Here is a 15,724-nt window from a genome sequence, read left to right as displayed (position 1 = left end):
CATGAGGCTTCTCGTGACAGGCGGCGCCGGGTTCATCGGTGCGAATTTCGTGCACCAGACGGTCGCCGAGCGCCCGGACGCGCAGGTGACGGTGCTCGACGCGCTGACGTACGCCGGCAACCGGCGGTCGCTCGACCCGGTGGCCGACCGCATCGAGTTCGTGCACGGCGATGTGGCGGATTTCGCGCTGGTGGACCGTCTGGTCGCGGACTCGGACGCGGTGGTCCACTTCGCCGCGGAATCGCACAACGACAATTCGCTGGCCGATCCGACGCCGTTCGTGCAGACGAACGTGATGGGCACGTTCTCGCTGTTGCAGGCCGTCCGCGCACACGACGTCCGGTATCACCACATCTCCACCGACGAGGTGTACGGCGACCTCGAACTGGACGACCCCGAGCGTTTCACCGAGTCGACCCCGTACAACCCGTCGAGCCCGTACTCGGCCACCAAGGCATCCAGCGATCTGCTGGTGCGGGCCTGGGCGCGGTCGTTCGGGGTGCGGGCCACCCTGTCGAACTGTTCCAACAACTACGGCCCGTACCAGCACGTCGAGAAATTCATTCCGCGCCAGATCACCAACCTGATCGACGGGGTGCGCCCCCGCCTGTACGGCAGCGGGAAGAACGTGCGCGACTGGATCCACGTCGACGACCACAACGCGGCCGTCTGGACGATCCTGGAGAAGGGGAGTCTCGGTCAGACGTATCTGATCGGCGCGGACGGCGAGGTCGACAACCGGACCGTCGTCGGAACGCTGCTCGAACTGTTCGGCCGCGACGCCGACGACCTCGACTTCGTCACCGACCGCCCGGGCCACGACCTGCGCTACGCGATCGATTCGACGCGGCTGCGCACCGAACTGGGCTGGACGCCGCAATACAAGGATTTCCGCACCGGGCTCGAGGCCACCGTGCGGTGGTACCGCGACAACGAGTCGTGGTGGCGGACGCAGAAGGAATCCGCGGAGAAGGCGTACGCGGCCACGGAATCCGTCATCGGCTGACGGTTCCGCGGAACGCCCACGCTCTCGCGGTCAGTGCGATGCGGCCTGCGTCGTCGCGCCTCGAGCGGGCATCGAGCAGGTCGCGAAGGGCGTCTCGGCGCCCGGCGGTCAGGGACGCGCAGTACCCGGGCGCCGGTCCCTGCCCGCCCAGAAACGGGAGCCAGAAATCGTCGAAGTCGGCGAACACGGTCGGAACGTCGAGCGGGTGCACCTCCACCCCGGCCAGCCCCGCGGCGGACAGCGCATCGCGGAGCGGCTGCGGCCGGCAGAGCGGGAAACGGACGCCCTCGTCGAGGTTCGCCGCCGCCTCGTCGAGTTCGCGCGCGGCGTCCCAGAACGCGCGAATCATCTGCATCCCCTCGGCGTAGTCCCACACGTACCCGGCGACCGTCCCGCCGGTTCGCGTGACTCGGCGCATCTCGGCGAGCCCGTCGATCGGGTGGGGAACGAAATTGAGGACCAGCCCGGACACCACGCGGTCGAACTCGCCGTCGTCGGCGGGGATGGATTCGGCGGTGCCCGACCGGACGTCGAACCGGGGATCGTCCGTGCCGGCCCGAGCCGCCGCCGCGAAGGGCCGCGACGGTTCGACGCCGACCACCCGGGCCGGTTCCGCCGTGCGGAGAACGGTGTGGGCGAGGGCGCCCGTTCCGCAACCCACGTCGCACCACATCTCGTCCGGGCCCGCGGCCAGCCACCGCAGGAACTGCGTTGCGACCGGCCGGCTCCAGCGGCCGATGTAGCGCTCGTACGCGGGATCGATCTCCCAGGCGTCCGTCATCGCGATCTCCTCAGGACGGCTGCGGTACCCGGGAATCCTCGTGGACGAGGGCGTTGCGCAGCGAACGGGAACCGGCGATCGCGGCGACGAACCCGGCGAGCACCTCGCACAGCGTGAACACCAGGCGTGATGCGAGGGCCAGCCCGAGCGCGACCCCGCTGTCCATGAACGGGGACAGCGCCGCGACGACGACGGCCTCGCGGACCCCGATGCCGGACGGCGCGACCACCACCAGCACGCCGGCGCACATGCCGAGGGCGATCGCGCCGATGCACTGGACCAGGGTGCCCGCCGCGAATCCCACCGAACTCGACGCGAGGAACCAGAGGTGCACGCCGTAGAGGACCCAGCTGACGGCGCACCAGCCGAGGGCCCGCGCGATCTTGTGCATCGTCAGCTGCCGCTGCAGCGGGGCGCGCCGCAGGATCCGCAGGGCGAGGTTCACCAGCCGGGTGAGCACCGGTGGATAGCAGCAGACGAGGGCGATCGGGACGAGAACGATCACCGCGACCGCCGCGACGGTGCTGATATGGAACAGGGCGGGCAGCGCCAGCAGCCCGACGACCAGCGCCGACGTGATGCTCAGCCCGACGGTGACGAGGACGGCGACGAATCCGTTGGCCCGCGACACCCCGGCCCGGCGCACGAGCTCGGTCTGGAGCACGAACGCCCACACGCTGCCCGGCAGATACTTGCCGAGCTGACCGACCAGGTAGCAGCGGGCGGCGTCGAAGGCGGGGATCGGGTGTTCGAGGGCGCCGAGCGCGTGCTGCCACGCGCGCACCGCCGCGCCCATGCCGAGGAAGACGAACACCGCGGAGACGGCGAGCGCCCACCAGTCCAGCTGGGTGATCGTGTCCCTGACCTCGGCCCACTGCGATTTCACGGCGAACGCGACGGCGACGACGATCGCGAGGGTGACGAGGATCCGCAGCGCGTTCATCAGGACGGCGCGACCGCCGCGGTCCGGGACGATCTCGGGATCGGCGTCCACGAGGACCACCCCCTCACCGGCAGTGCGCTGCGGCAGTGCAGCGTTCGTTTCCGACGATAGCAATCGGCGGGCGCCGGATCAGGAAACGAGCGGTTTCACCGCCAGCTCCCGCCACCAAGCGAACGCGTCGGCGAGCGAGTTCGGGAGTTCCGCGTCGGCGTCGAGCCGCCCCGAGGCATACAGCGCCGCCACGGACGCGATGTCCCGGTCGGCGATCCCGGCGCGGCTCATACCCACCCGGTTGGTGCCGCGCAGGGCGGCGGGATTGCCGAACACCGTGGCGAACGGCGGAATGTCCTTGGCGACGACCGATCCCATTCCGACCATCGCGCGCGCACCGATCACCCGCCGCTGATGCACCACCGCGCTCATGCCGAGATTGACTCCGTCGCCGAGGGTCACATGACCGCCGAGGGTGCTGGACGGCGAGAGGACGCAGTCTTCGCCGATCCGGACGTCGTGCTCGACGGACGTGTGGTTCATGACGAATCCGCCGCGCCCGATGGTCGTCGGCCGCTCGGCGCCCTGCTGGACGGCGCTCATCTCCCGGATCACGGTGCCCGCGCCGATCACGACCCCCTGGTGCGGGCTGACCTCCGTCCACGTGCGGGGATGGGTCTTCCCGATCCATTCCGGCGGCGCCCCGAGCGTCGCGTGGGCGCCGATCCAGCAGTCGTCGCCGATGTCGAGCGGGCCGGTGAGGACGGCATACGGTCCGATGCTCACCCGGGCCCCGATCGTGACGCCGTCGCCCATCACGACGGTCGGGTGGATCTCGCAGTTTTCACCGATGGTCATGAAAGTTGGCGATTCCTTCCAGGAGCCGTGCAGACCGTGGGAACCTTCAAGAGGGTGCAATCTGTGAAGACGGTGTGAACGCACGTCAATCTATCGGAGGAACCGTGATCGCGATCTCGAGTATCTCTTTCGGAGAGGACGTCGAGCGCGAGGTTCTCGACACCCTGCGATCCGGGATGGTCGCGCAGGGACCGAAGGTCGCGAGGTTCGAGGAGGGGTTCGCCGAACTCGTCGGCACCCGGCACGCCGTGGCCGTCAACAGCGGCACCACCGCGCTGATCGCGGCGCTGCGGGTGCTGGATCTCCAACCGGGCGACGAGGTGCTCACCACCCCGTTCACGTTCGTGGCCACGCTCAACGCGATTCTCGATTCCGGCGCGACGGCCCGGTTCGCCGACATCGGGGAGGCCGATTTCGCGCTCGACCCCGACGTCGCGGCGCAGTGCGTGAACGAGCGCACCCGGGTGCTGATGCCGGTGCATCTCTACGGGCAGACCGCGGACATGGGTGCGCTGATGCCGCTGGCCGAGACCGAGGGGCTCGCCGTCGTCGAGGACGCCGCGCAGGCGCACGGTGCCACGTTCGACGGCAAGGGCGCGGGCAGTTTCGGGCTCGGCTGCTTCTCGTTCTACGCCACCAAGAATCTCACCACCGCCGAGGGCGGCATGGTCACGACGGACGACGACGCGGTGGCCGACCGGTTGCGGGTGCTGCGGAATCAGGGCATGCGCCGGCGCTACGAATACGAGATGGCGGGCCAGAACTTCCGGATGACGGATCTGCAGGCCAGTCTCGGGTTGCCGCAGCTGGGTTCCTATCTGCAACAGGTGGAGTCGCGCCGCCGCAACGCCGAAGCGCTGCGGACCGGTCTGAAGGACGTCGAAGGTCTCGTTCTGCCTTCGGAACTCGCGGGCCGCGGGCACGTGTGGCACCAGTTCACCGTGATCCTCGCACCCGATGCGCCGATCGACCGCGACACCCTCGCGCAGCGCCTGAGCGATCGGGACGTCGGCAGCGGCGTCTACTACCCGAAAACCGTCTACGACTACGACTGCTACCGCGAGCATCCCCGGGTGATCGCCTCACCGACGCCGGTCGCGACGTCCGTGGCCCGCCGGTGCCTCAGCATCCCCGTTCACGCCGCACTTTCCACCGACGACGTCGACCGGATCGTCGCCGCGGTGCGCGAGGCGATGGAGGCGTGATGACGTCCACGCGACCGCGGATCGCGCTCGTCGGATCCGGCAAGATGGGTTCGCTGCACGCCCGCGTTCTCGCGCAGTCCCCGCTGTGTGACCTCGCCCTGCTCGTGGAACCGCGGGAGGAACACGGGCGGGAGGTCGCCGCACGGTTCGACACCACGTGGGCCGCGGATTTCGACGAACTGGACGGGATCGATGCCGCCGTCGTCGCGGCGGCGACACCCGCCCACTACGAGTTGGCGGGCCGCGTCCTCGACCTCGGCAAGCCGGTGCTCGTCGAAAAGCCGCTCGCCGCAACGTACGAGGAGAGCACGGATCTGGTGAAGCGCGCGGCCGCGACCGGTGTCCCGCTGATGTGCGGCCTGCTCGAGCGATACAACCCGGCGGTCCGGACGGCCCGCGAATTCGCCGGTGACGTGTGGCAGGTCAACGGAATCCGGCACTCGCCGTTCGTCTCCCGCATCCCCACCGGCGTCGCGACCGACCTGCTGATCCACGACGTCGACCTCGCGATCGGTTTCGTCGGGTCACCGCCCGTCGGCGTGAAGGCCGAGTTCGGGTACTTCCACGACAGTTCGCGGCGCAACGAGGCCGAGGACTGCGCGGAGGCGGTGCTGCGTTTCGAATCCGGTGCGGTGGCCACCATCTCGGCCAGCCGGGTGAGTCAGCGGAAGGTCCGGCAGTTGTCGCTGTTGGAGCCGGACCGCCTGATCGAGATCGACCTTCTGCGCCGCGACATCACCATCTACCGGCACATCGACGACGACCTGCCCGCCGACCGCGACGGCTACAAGCAGCAGACGGTGATCGAGATCCCCACCCTCCGCTACAGCGACGAACCCCTCGCCGCCCAGCTCGCGCATTACGTCGGTCTGATCGGCGGCGAGGGGGACGCCGACGCGGAGCGCGACTCGATCCTGCCCGCGCATCGCGTGGTCCACGAGGCGACGGTGTCGGCTACCGGCTGAGCGCTCCGGCGACCGCCAGGCGGGTGTCTTCCGCGATCAGGTCGGCGTTGAGTGCAGCCGCGGCACTCAGGCCGGCTCCGGCGGCGACGATCACCTGCGCCTTCGGGTCTGCGACGTTGCCGGCCACCCACACCCCCGGAACCTCGGTGGCGCCGGTCGCGTCGGCGGCGACGGCGGTGCCGATCACGTGTCCGGCCATCTCCATCTCGGTCGTGTCCAGGCCCAGGCTGGTGAGGAAGTCGGCGCGGGCCCGGAACAGGGGTGCGACCACCACGGCGGTCACGGGGAAGACCTGACCCGTGCGCAGCCGGACCCCGGTCAGCCGGTCGTCCTGCACGTCGAGCCCGGCCACACCGCCGTCGATCACGGCGATACCGCGTGCAGCGAGTTGCTCGTACTCCTCGCCGGTGGGTTCGTTCGCGTCGTTCAGGAACAGCGTCACGTTCTCTGTCCACTGCCGCCACATCAGCGCCTGGTGCACCGCCAGCGGACTGCCGGCCAGGACGCCGACCGGCTGGTCCCGGACCTCCCAGCCGTGGCAGTACGGGCAGTGCAGGACATCGCGTCCCCAGCGCTCGGCCACCCCGGGGACGTCGGGGAGCACGTCGACGAGGCCGGTGGTCACGAGCAGTCTGCGCGCCCGCACGGTCGCGCCGTCGGCGAGCGTCACCCGGAACTGGGCGTCCCCGACCTTGTCGGCGGACGTGACGGTGCCGGTCACGATCTCGCCGCCGTACCCGGCGACCTCCTCGCGTCCGATGGCCAGTAGTTCGCCGGGCGGTGTGCCCTCTCGGCCGAGGTAGTTGTGAATGTGCCCGGCCGGTGCGTTGCGGGGGGCGCCGGCGTCGATCACGAGCACCGAGCGGCGTGCCCGCGACAGGGTCAGTGCCCCGCCGAGTCCGGCCGCTCCGCCACCGACGACCACTACGTCGTAACTATCTTCCATCGCGTTCTCCTTCGTTCGTCGACCTCGTGACGTCCACTGTCCGGGGAGCCAGCGAAACTGGCAAGCAAGTTTGCCGCTGTGGCAACATGGTGGGTGTGAACGACGACGTACCCGATCTGGACGGCGTCCTCGACGCCGTGGGACCGCGGCTGAAAGCCCTCCGCCAGCAGCGCGGCGCGACCCTCGCCCAGCTGTCCGAATCCACCCGGATCTCGGTGAGCACCCTGTCGCGGCTCGAGTCCGGCCAGCGGAAACCCACTCTCGAGCTGATGCTCCTGCTGGCCCGCGCCCATCAGCTGCCCCTGGACGAACTCGTCGACGCACCCGCCACCGGCGACCCCCGCGTCCATCTGCGGCCCCTGGAGCGGAACGGCTCGACGATCATCCCGCTGACCCGCAGGCCCGGCGGGATCCAGGCGTTCAAGCACGTGATCCCGCCGGGTGACCCGAACGGCATCCCGAACCTGCAGGTCCACGAGGGCTACGAATGGCTGTACGTCCTGTCCGGCCGGTTGCGACTGCTGCTCGGCGAACACGACGTGATCCTGACCCCGGGGGAGGTCGCGGAGTTCGACACCCACGTCCCGCACTGGTTCGGCAACCCCGGACCGCAACCGGCGGAGATCCTCAGCCTGTTCGGTCCCCAGGGCGAGCGGGCGCACGTCCGCACGGTCCCGCGGGGAACGGCAGCCGAGCGCGACCGTCGGTAGGATTCGTCCGGACCGGTGACGAGCGCTCCCTCCGAGGCGCAGGACGTGATGGGGAGGCCCCGTGCGACGCTGGATTCTCGGTGTTCCCGTAGCGGTCCTGATTCCGCTCCTCGCCGGCTGTTCCACGACTGTGGCACCGCCCGTGGCGCAGCCGCAGCCACAATCGCCGCCGCCGGCCGCGACCCTCGTGGGCCTGGGGGATTCCATCCCGGCCGGTGACGGATGCCCCGGCTGCACGCCGTTCGTGGAACTGTTCGGCGATCAGCTGTCCGGCGACGACGCGCTGCCGGTGCAGGTCGCCAACCTGGGCGTCGGGGGCTGGACGAGCACCGACCTGCTCGACTCCCTCGAACCCGGCGAATACGACGCCGACGCCGTCCGTGACGCCGACCTCGTCACCGTCACGATCGGCGCCAACGACTTCTACGCCGAACTCGACGACTACCTGGACGGCGACTGCGGTGGCGACGACGGCCTCGGCTGCTTCGAACCCGTTCTCCCGCAGCTGCAGACCACGCTGACGTCCGTGCTCGACCGCATCGCCGAACTGCGGGCCGGGCAGCCGACCGCGGTGCTTGTCACCGGGTACTGGGACGTCTTCCCCGACGGCGACGTGGCCCGCGAGTTGTACGGCCCGCAGTTCCTCCGGGACAGCGCCGTGCTGACCTTGCGCGCCAACGACGTCATCTCGGAGGTCGCGGGTGCCGAGGGCGCCACCTACGTCGACCTGTTCAGCACGTTCAAGGGGACGTGGGGCGACGGCGACCCCACCGGACTGCTCGCCGACGACGGCGACCACCCGAACCAGATCGGACACCAGCTGATCGCCGACGCGTTGTCGTCCGCGGCGGTCGCGGGATCCGGTTCCACCGAGGCGTCGGCGTTCACGTCGTCCGAGTGGTCTCCGCGCTGAGCCTGCGCCTGCGCCTGCGCAGCACCGCATCGACGACGGACAGGATCAGCACCACGACCGTCGCGGCGCCGAACGCCGCCACGGACAGGTTCTGCCGCGGCGGCCGGAACGTCACGACCAGTTCGTGGTCACCCGGCGGCACCGACACCTCGAGCAGACCGTGCCACCCCGCGGTCGCGTCCACCGGTTCGCCGTCGACGGTGGCCGAGTAGCCGGGCCACGCGAGGCGCGCGAACCAGACGGTGCCGCCGCTGCCTGCCACCCGCACGGTCTCCGTCACCGCGCTCGTGTCGGACGAGAGCACCCGGACGCCGTCGGACGCGAACGCCACGCGGCCGGGCAGGGGAAGCGGCCGGTCACGCTGCAACACCGTCCGGGAGTCGCTGCGTTCGGTGACGTGCCAGCCGGGTGGGGGCGGTGCTGTCGCGACCTCGGGCACGAGCCCGTGCTCCACGACGAGCGTCGACACCCGCAGGTAGTCGATCAGCGGGATCGGGATGTCCGCGTTTACGGGCTGCCACAGCGCCGCGTACACCCCGGGGCAGACGGCGCCGCGGTAGTCCATGCACAGGGCTTCCTGGAACTCGGTGAACCCGATGCCGGTGTAGGCGTTGATGCTGCCCTCGACGGACGAGGCCATGATCTCGTTGCCGAACAGGATCCGGCCGGCGGTGACGTCCTCGTGGGACGTGTCGTCCAGGTCGGCGAGTTGCAGCACGGTGCCCTGGTAGCGGTCCGTCTGCTCGGACAGCACCGACGTGCTCGCCGGGTCGACGCGGCTGTCGCGCTCGACGTCGTGGGTGAGGGACCAGACCTGCGCGGCGGCCACCACCACGGTGCCCAGGACCAGGGCGGCGACGAGAGCATTCGGGCCCCGCGTGCGCCAGCCGGTGTACGCGAGCACGCACAGCGCCGCGACGAGCAGCGCGAACAGGGTGTGCCGCAGCGTCAGGGCGGGTGAGGACGAGAACGCCAGGTAAAAGCCCAGCGCGATCAGCACCGCCGACGCCGTAGCCCGGTGACGCACCCGGTCGCGCGCGATGCCCAGCGACATCGCGAGCGCCAGGCCGATCACCACGCACAGGTACAGGTATTCGACGAGCCGGATCGGCCACCGGAACATCCCGACGTTCGACGGTCCGAACGTGAAGAGGAAGTAGACGACCGCGATCACGAGCAGGCTGATCAGTGGTCGCCCGTGCGCGCGACGGAACTCCGCGGACGCGAACAGCGTGAGGATCCGGCCCCACGGCAGCCACGGCAGCAGCGGCAGCACGAACCACGCGAGGTACAGCGACGGGATCACCTCGACCGGCCCGCCGAACGTCATGATGACGGGGAGATACGACGGGCTGCTCATTCCCGCGAGGCCACCGCTCTGCGGCTGCAGGAACGTGTCGTTGAAGATGCCGGTGCTGCCTGCGCGGGTGGTGACGTCGACGCTGAGGAACAGCGGCAGGTACGTCACCAGCGCGGCGGTGCCCGCGCACGCGCCGGTGATCACCAGCACGAGCAACCGGAAGAACTGCCGCTGCGCGAGGAGGCCGATCCCGATGCCGAGGAGAACGACGACGGCACCCAGCGCGGCGTACGGGTTGCCCATGCTCACCGTCAGTGCGCCGATCACAAAGGTGACCAGCGGGTTCGTGCGACCGCGGGAGAGGCGGAACGCCGACCACCAGAACAGCGTCACCCACGCGACGGCCATCATCCCGGACGGCCAGCCCGCCGCCTCGTAGAACAGGGTGAAACCGCTGAACGGAATGGTCAGTCCGGCGAGGATCGCGGGACCGCGGCGAGCACCGTATTCGCGGCACAGCAGATACGTGGCGAGGGCGAACAGCGCGAGGAACTCGGCCATGATCACGAACGCCGCGACGGACAGGTTCTCGAATGTCGCGGCCAGGATGTAGTTGGCCAGATTGACCGGGTTGTACAGACCGTACGCGGCCTCGCCCGCGTAGTTTCCGCCGATCCAGGCGTCGGGATTGACGGTGAGCCACCGCCCGGCCAGGAGTTCCGCGCCGATCCGGTGCCAGGACGGCACGAACGATTCCAGCATGTCGCCGCCGTAGTAGAAGCGGTCGTACACGATCCGGGGAATCGTCGCGATTGCCGCGGCAGCCACCGCGACCGCCAGTGCCACCATCCACTCGGGCATGCGGTGTATCGATCGGGTGAACGTCGAGGACACGGACGCGGAGGGTGCCACGGACTCCGAGCCTACGAGTTAGGCTGCGCCCGTGCGCCTTTTCGGTTGTTCCCACGACCAGAAAGGCGCACGTGCGCCGAAGGCGCTGTCGGTCGTCGTCCCCGCCTACAATTCCGCCGCCGTCATCGAGCAGACCGTCCACCGGCTGGCCGAACGACTGGCCGGTCACGACGTCGAGATCATCGTGGTGGAGAACGGTTCCACCGACGCCACCGTGGACATCTGCGGCCGCCTGGCCGCCGACTGGGCACCCGGACCCGTGTCGCTGACCGTCCTGCGGAGCGAGAAGGGCATGGGCAACGCGTTGCGGACGGGAGCGGAGGCGAGTCGCGGCGCGCACGTGCTGCTGACCGCCGACGACCTGCCGTTCGGGTTCGACGACCTCGACGGTGCCGAGACGCTCGCCGCCGGCCACGACGGCCGGCTGCCCGAAGTCGTGATCGGTTCCAAGGCCCACCCCGACTCGCAGGTGCGACGCGGCGCGCTCCGGGGAACCCTGACGTGGGGTTTTGCGGCGCTGCGCCGCGTGGTTCTCGGGATGCGCACGGGCGACCCCCAGGGCACCGTCCTGATGGACGGCGACCTCATGCGCAGACTGGTTCCCGACCTCGTCGAGCCCGGGTTCCTGTTCACCACCGAACTCGTCTACCTCGCGGAGCGGGCGGGCATCGTGCCGGTCGAGGTCCCGGTGCGTCTGAGCGCAGATCACGACAGCCACGAAACCCGCATATCCAGGGCCGATGTGCTCGCGATGGGGGTGGGGCTGTTCCGGCTGCGGGCCCGTCACCGGGACGGAGGGCGCCTCGCATGGTCGGGGAGCGCGTCGCGGGGTTGATACCCTGCGAACCGAGAAGAGGATCGTGCCGTCGCCGTGGCGCGGTCCAGCCCACCTCTCGCGGGGAACAGTAGGAGCACTATGAACGAGTCTGCGTCGGTAGCACCTGTGGACGGGAGCACGGCCGCGGTACGGAGTGCTCTCACCGAGCATCGCGCACCCGACCGCCTCGTGGTGGCGCGAGGTCTCTTCACGGGACCGACCACCCGGGTCAAGGACGACCTGTACGCCAGGATCGTCAAGGGCCGCGCCCACCGCGAGCGCCACGTCGTGAACCTCGAGAAGGGTGCGACGGTCGACACCGACACCTACTTCGGCCGGTTCGCGGCCAGCTACTACCAGCGCTGGACCACGGTCACCGACGTGACCGTCGGGTTCCACCACGAGGCCGACGGTCGCGCCGTGGTGGCGCTGCGCGGCTCCGATTCGGGCGGAAACTCGCGCATCCTCGCGACGACGCAGATCGACGGCTCGGGCACGGCGACGCTGTCGGCGAAGCTGGACGCGTACCTCGACGGCGGTTCCCTGTGGGTGGAGTTCACCGCCGTCGACGGCCCCCTCGCGGTGAGCGAACTGGAATGGACCGTCGCCGCGCCGTCGGTGATCCGGCCCGCCGCGATCGCGATCTGCACGTTCAACCGCGCCGACGACTGCGCCGAGACCGTCGCCGCCATCGCGAACGACTCGACGATGGCGTCCGGCATCGACGCCGTGTACGTGGTCGACCAGGGCAGCGACCACGTGTCGGACCGGGAGAAGTTCACCGAGGTCGCCGAGATCCTGGGCGACAAGCTCGTCTACCTGCGGCAGCCGAATCTCGGCGGGGCCGGCGGATTCACCCGCGGCATGTACGAGGTCTCGGGCATCAACGAGCACGCCAACCTGATCCTGATGGACGACGACATCCTGTGCGAGCCGGAGTCGATCCTGCGGATGAACGCATTCGCCAACGTCACCACCGAGCCGACGCTCGTCGGCGCGCAGATGCTGTACCTGATGAACCCGGAGCACCTGCACGTCAGCGCGGAGGAAGCGGACCTGTCGAAGCTGAAGGCGGGCCGCTGGGCGGCCGGGTCGCGGCACGACATCAACCTGATCAAGAAGAAGCAGCACAAGCGCGTCGACGCCGGCTACAACGCGTGGTGGTCGTGTCTGATCCCCGCCGAGGTGGTCGCGCAGATCGGGCTCCCGCTGCCGATGTTCTTCCAGTGGGACGACATCGAGTACGGCATCCGCGCCCGCGCCGCCGGATTCGTCACGGTCACCCTGCCCAACGCCGGTGTGTGGCACGCGGACTTCCACTGGAAGGACCGCGATGACTGGGCCAAGTACTTCAGCATCCGCAACTCGCTGATCGCGGCCGCGCTGCACAGTGACTTCGACGCCAAGTCGCTGAGCAAGAGGATGACGCGGGAGATCACCCAGTACCTCGTGTCGATGCAGTACGGGTTGGCGTACACCATGATTCGCGGTATCGAGGACTTCCTCGAGGGCCCAAAGGTGCTCGAGGACGGCGGTCAGGCCGTGCTGGCGTCGATCCGTGAGGAGCGCAAGCGGTTCCCCGAAACCGTCAAGCACCCCGCGTCGAACATTCCCGGTGTCCGCAACTCCGACCTCGTCACCCGGTACGCCGGTTTCGAGCCGGACAAGAGCAAGATCGACCTCGTCCTCGCCAAGCGGGCCGCGTACCAGTGGCTCGGCCGCACCCAGCACGGTGTCGCGAGTATCCCTGTGGCCGAGGCACACTGGTGGCACGTGTCGTTGTTCGACACCGCGGTCATCACCGACGCCTCCCAGTCCGGGGTGCGGGTGCGCCGCCGCGACAAGGAGACGGCCCGGGAGCTCACGGCCCGGACGGCGAAGCTGATGAAGCGGTTCCGCGAGGATGCGGCGTCGACGCAGCGCCAGTACCGGGATGCGTTGCCGCAGCTCACCAGCCGGGAGAACTGGGCTCGCCTCTACGGTCAGTGACGTCGGCCGGACCGTTGCAGGCCCGCGATGTGCGGGGGCTGCTCCGGGATTCGTTCCTCGTCTTCGCTGTCGGTGTGGTGCTCGGCGCGGCGTGGAGTTGGCGTCCGTCGTTCTGGTACGACGAGGTCGCGACGCTGTACTCGAGTCAGCGGTCCCGCCCCGACCTGTCGAATCTGCTCGGCCACATCGATGCCGTGCACGGGCTGTACTACGTCGGGATGCGCTACTGGTTCGCGACGTTCGGTGCCTCCGAGTTCTCGGCCCGGTTCCCGAGCGCCCTGGCCGCGGGCGCGGCGGGCGCAGGGGTGGTGGTGCTCGGTGCGCTGATCTCGACCAGGCGGGTGGCGGTGCCGTCCGGGATCCTGTTCGTGATCCTGCCCAGCGTCACGTGGGCGGCCGCGGAGGCTCGCGGCTACGCGGCCACGGCGGCGGCCGCGGTCTGGCTGACCGTGATTCTCCTTGCGGCACTGAGGCTCCGGCGGTGGTGGCTGTGGGCGCTGTACGCCGCCGCCCTGGCGGTGTCGATCGTGTTGTTCGTCTACCTGATCACCCTCGTTCCCGCGCACCTGCTGACGATCCTGCTGCTGCGCGAGGCCCGGCGGTCCTGGCTCGGATGGACGTCCGCCGCGGCAGCGGGGGCGCTGGTCGCGGCGCCGTTCGTGGTGCTGGTGCGCCGCGAATCCGTCCAGGTGGCGTGGATCCCGCCGCTCGACGGGCACCTGCCGCGGGCCGTCGCCGAGTACCAGTGGTTCGTCGGCGCACCGTGGTTCGCGATGCTGTTCGCCGTCCTGGTGGTGGCCGGGTCGGTGGCGCTGGTGCGCGGTCGCCGTCTGCCCCCGGTGCTGTCCGTCGCGCTGCCGTGGATCGCGGTGCCGATGGCGACGCTGCTCGCGTATTCGCTTCTGCGCAGCCCGGTGTATCTCCCGCGGTACTTCACATTCACGACGCCCGCGGTGGCCCTCGTCGGCGGACTCTGCCTGGCCGCCCTGGCCCGGAAGTGGTGGCAGTCCGCCGCGGTGATCGCGGTGTTCGCGGTGGCCGCATCGCCGAGTTACCTCGACCAGCGCGAGCAGTGGGCGAAACCCAGCGGCATGGACTTCAGCACCGTCAACGGTTTCGCCGGGGAACACCTCCGCCCCGGCGACTGCGTGCTGTTCGACAAACCGGCCTGGAATCCCACGTCGCTGCGGCTCGTGAAGAACGTGCGGCCGGAGGCATTCGACGGCACCCGCGACATCGGGCTCGGGACCACGGCCGCGAGCCGGGGGTCGCTGTGGGACGACGAACTCGCCGTCCCGGACCTCGCGGGCCCGATCGGCTCCTGCTCGGTGGTCTGGTTCTTCACCGACTACGACCGCGACACCGAGCGCGTCATCCGGCACACGTCCAACGAGGTGTGGACGCTGCCGCCGTACCACTTCGAGGACACCGAGGCGTTCGCCGTGCTCGCGCGGTCCGGGCTGCGGATCGACGAACGCGCGACGTTCAACGTCACGCAGGCGGTGAAGCTGGTGCGGTGATCCGCACGACCACCTGCTCGTGGTTCGCGGTGTAACTCAGGTACTCGAAGCGGACGCCGGTGCGGTCGACGAACTCCGTCCACGCCCGGTACTCGTGCTCCTGCCAGCCCGGGAAGTTGAAGAACTCGTCGAACACGATCACCGTGCCCGCGACCAGCCGCCGTTCGAGCCGGTCGAGCACCGACTTCGTGGACGAGTACAGGTCGGCGTCGAGATGCACGAACGACACCGGACCCGGGTGCTTCTCGAGGAAGCCCGCCAGCGTGTCCTCGAACAGTCCGGGCACCAGCTGCGCGCCCCGCACGTGCGGCAGTTTCTGCTGCGCGAACTCCCCGGCGGGAAATCCGGTGCGCCAGGTCTGCGGCAAACCGGAGAACACGTCGAACCCGAACACCTCGTGCTCGGCGTCCTTCAACTGTTCGACGATGATCCGGAGCGTGGTGCCCGACGCCACCCCGAACTCGAGGGCCAGTCCCTCGACCTCCACCTGCGACAGTCCGTAGCGCAGTGTGTCCTGCGGATTCCAGAACACGGGCGCCTTCGGCATGTGCTCGAGCACGAACGCCGCGGCCTCGTTCGTGGCCCGCACGTCCAGCGCCTGCGTGATGTCGCGGCGGGCCTGCTGCTCGAGTTCGCCGAGCCGCTGCTGGACGTCGGAGATCTCCATGCGGGCATCGGACAGCTCGGACAGCACCCGCGCGAGTTCCTGGTTGGTCGCGCTCAGCTCGGCCAGGGTCTGGTCGTGCTGGTTCTCGGTGAGCTCGCGGGACCGCCGATCCGATTCGGCCACCACCTCGGACATGGCACGTTGAAGCTTGAGACGGGCCTTTCTCCGAAGATCGAACATATACCCATGTTGCCAGTCCGC

At 69.6% G+C, this 15,724-nt stretch carries 14 protein-coding genes; 8 read left to right on the top strand and 6 right to left on the bottom strand.

Translation table 11 applies throughout. The features are described 5' to 3' along the window. Position 1 precedes the first annotated feature (1 nt). Positions 2 to 1,006: a dTDP-glucose 4,6-dehydratase gene (gene rfbB, locus QM693_RS23655; RefSeq protein ID WP_283353589.1), complete on the top strand. Its 1,005-nt coding sequence runs from the start codon at positions 2 to 4 to the stop codon at positions 1,004 to 1,006. Here rfbB and QM693_RS23650 read toward each other — a convergent pair. The 3 genes from QM693_RS23650 to QM693_RS23640 form a co-directional block, all read right to left on the bottom strand. Continuing rightward, entirely contained in the window at positions 996 to 1,787 is a 792-nt protein-coding gene (locus QM693_RS23650; RefSeq protein WP_283353588.1) for a class I SAM-dependent methyltransferase, read from the bottom strand. The two genes, rfbB and QM693_RS23650, sit on opposite strands and share 11 nt — an antisense overlap. Before the next feature lie 10 nt (positions 1,788 to 1,797). Then, positions 1,798 to 2,790, bottom strand: a complete 993-nt coding sequence (locus QM693_RS23645; RefSeq protein ID WP_317569577.1) for a lysylphosphatidylglycerol synthase transmembrane domain-containing protein — start codon at positions 2,788 to 2,790, stop codon at positions 1,798 to 1,800. Between the two features lie 69 nt (positions 2,791 to 2,859). After that, positions 2,860 to 3,579, bottom strand: coding sequence for a DapH/DapD/GlmU-related protein (locus QM693_RS23640; RefSeq protein WP_283353586.1), 720 nt, complete (start codon positions 3,577 to 3,579; stop codon positions 2,860 to 2,862). A gap of 104 nt (positions 3,580 to 3,683) precedes the next feature. Here QM693_RS23640 and QM693_RS23635 point away from each other — a divergent pair, with 104 nt between their 5' ends. Together QM693_RS23635 and QM693_RS23630 are read left to right on the top strand one after the other, a co-directional pair. Next, positions 3,684 to 4,784, top strand: a complete 1,101-nt coding sequence (locus QM693_RS23635; RefSeq protein ID WP_283353585.1) for a DegT/DnrJ/EryC1/StrS family aminotransferase — start codon at positions 3,684 to 3,686, stop codon at positions 4,782 to 4,784. Continuing rightward, entirely contained in the window at positions 4,784 to 5,749 is a 966-nt protein-coding gene (locus QM693_RS23630) for a Gfo/Idh/MocA family protein (RefSeq protein WP_283353584.1), read from the top strand. Before QM693_RS23635 ends, QM693_RS23630 begins: the two co-directional genes overlap by 1 nt. On the opposite strand, the gene QM693_RS23625 is transcribed toward QM693_RS23630, so the two are convergent. Continuing rightward, a complete protein-coding gene (locus QM693_RS23625; RefSeq protein ID WP_283353583.1) occupies positions 5,739 to 6,695 on the bottom strand; it encodes an NAD(P)/FAD-dependent oxidoreductase in 957 nt (318 codons plus the stop codon). The two genes, QM693_RS23630 and QM693_RS23625, sit on opposite strands and share 11 nt — an antisense overlap. An 86-nt stretch (positions 6,696 to 6,781) precedes the next feature. Between QM693_RS23625 and QM693_RS23620 the strand changes: the two genes are divergently transcribed. Beyond that, entirely contained in the window at positions 6,782 to 7,405 is a 624-nt protein-coding gene (locus QM693_RS23620; protein WP_283353582.1) for a helix-turn-helix domain-containing protein, read from the top strand. Positions 7,406 to 7,466: 61 nt separating this feature from the next. Continuing rightward, complete coding sequence (locus QM693_RS23615; RefSeq protein ID WP_283353581.1) at positions 7,467 to 8,318, top strand: SGNH/GDSL hydrolase family protein; 852 nt, start codon at positions 7,467 to 7,469, stop codon at positions 8,316 to 8,318. Here QM693_RS23615 and QM693_RS23610 read toward each other — a convergent pair. After that, a complete protein-coding gene (locus QM693_RS23610) occupies positions 8,290 to 10,479 on the bottom strand; it encodes a glycosyltransferase family protein (RefSeq protein WP_349307519.1) in 2,190 nt (729 codons plus the stop codon). The two genes, QM693_RS23615 and QM693_RS23610, sit on opposite strands and share 29 nt — an antisense overlap. A gap of 82 nt (positions 10,480 to 10,561) precedes the next feature. Here QM693_RS23610 and QM693_RS23605 point away from each other — a divergent pair, with 82 nt between their 5' ends. The 3 genes from QM693_RS23605 (at position 10,562) to QM693_RS23595 (ending at position 14,856) form a co-directional block, all read left to right on the top strand. Continuing rightward, positions 10,562 to 11,365 (top strand): glycosyltransferase, encoded by an 804-nt coding sequence (locus tag QM693_RS23605; RefSeq protein ID WP_283353579.1) that lies wholly within the window; start codon positions 10,562 to 10,564, stop codon positions 11,363 to 11,365. 81 nt (positions 11,366 to 11,446) lie between these two features. Further along, positions 11,447 to 13,336 (top strand): glycosyltransferase, encoded by a 1,890-nt coding sequence (locus tag QM693_RS23600; RefSeq protein ID WP_280781849.1) that lies wholly within the window; start codon positions 11,447 to 11,449, stop codon positions 13,334 to 13,336. Then, entirely contained in the window at positions 13,333 to 14,856 is a 1,524-nt protein-coding gene (locus QM693_RS23595) for a glycosyltransferase family 39 protein (RefSeq protein ID WP_283353578.1), read from the top strand. Before QM693_RS23600 ends, QM693_RS23595 begins: the two co-directional genes overlap by 4 nt. Here the strand turns inward: QM693_RS23595 and QM693_RS23590 are convergent. Then, positions 14,828 to 15,703 carry a class I SAM-dependent methyltransferase gene (locus tag QM693_RS23590; protein WP_105413996.1) on the bottom strand — a complete coding sequence of 292 codons (876 nt, stop codon included), beginning with the start codon at positions 15,701 to 15,703 and terminating at the stop codon, positions 14,828 to 14,830. The genes QM693_RS23595 and QM693_RS23590 overlap by 29 nt on opposite strands. Between the last annotated feature and the right edge of the window lie 21 nt (positions 15,704 to 15,724).

Source organism: Rhodococcus sp. IEGM 1305 (assembly GCF_030058635.1).
Lineage (GTDB): Bacteria > Actinomycetota > Actinomycetes > Mycobacteriales > Mycobacteriaceae > Rhodococcus_F > Rhodococcus_F opacus_D.
Note: the sequence above shows the minus strand (reverse complement) of the source record. Positions and strands in the feature narration are given on the sequence as shown.

What these genes read in the sequence shown, in the direction of transcription:
- rfbB (WP_283353589.1), top strand. Translation starts at nt 2, where the DNA reads ATGAGGCTTCTCGTGACAGGCGGCGCCGGGTTCATCGGTGCGAATTTC.
- QM693_RS23650 (WP_283353588.1), bottom strand. Translation starts at nt 1,787, where the DNA reads ATGACGGACGCCTGGGAGATCGATCCCGCGTACGAGCGCTACATCGGC.
- QM693_RS23640 (WP_283353586.1), bottom strand. Translation starts at nt 3,579, where the DNA reads ATGACCATCGGTGAAAACTGCGAGATCCACCCGACCGTCGTGATGGGC.
- QM693_RS23630 (WP_283353584.1), top strand. Translation starts at nt 4,784, where the DNA reads ATGACGTCCACGCGACCGCGGATCGCGCTCGTCGGATCCGGCAAGATG.
- QM693_RS23625 (WP_283353583.1), bottom strand. Translation starts at nt 6,695, where the DNA reads ATGGAAGATAGTTACGACGTAGTGGTCGTCGGTGGCGGAGCGGCCGGA.
- QM693_RS23620 (WP_283353582.1), top strand. Translation starts at nt 6,782, where the DNA reads ATGGTGGGTGTGAACGACGACGTACCCGATCTGGACGGCGTCCTCGAC.
- QM693_RS23610 (WP_349307519.1), bottom strand. Translation starts at nt 10,479, where the DNA reads ATGCCCGAGTGGATGGTGGCACTGGCGGTCGCGGTGGCTGCCGCGGCA.
- QM693_RS23600 (WP_280781849.1), top strand. Translation starts at nt 11,447, where the DNA reads ATGAACGAGTCTGCGTCGGTAGCACCTGTGGACGGGAGCACGGCCGCG.
- QM693_RS23590 (WP_105413996.1), bottom strand. Translation starts at nt 15,703, where the DNA reads ATGTTCGATCTTCGGAGAAAGGCCCGTCTCAAGCTTCAACGTGCCATG.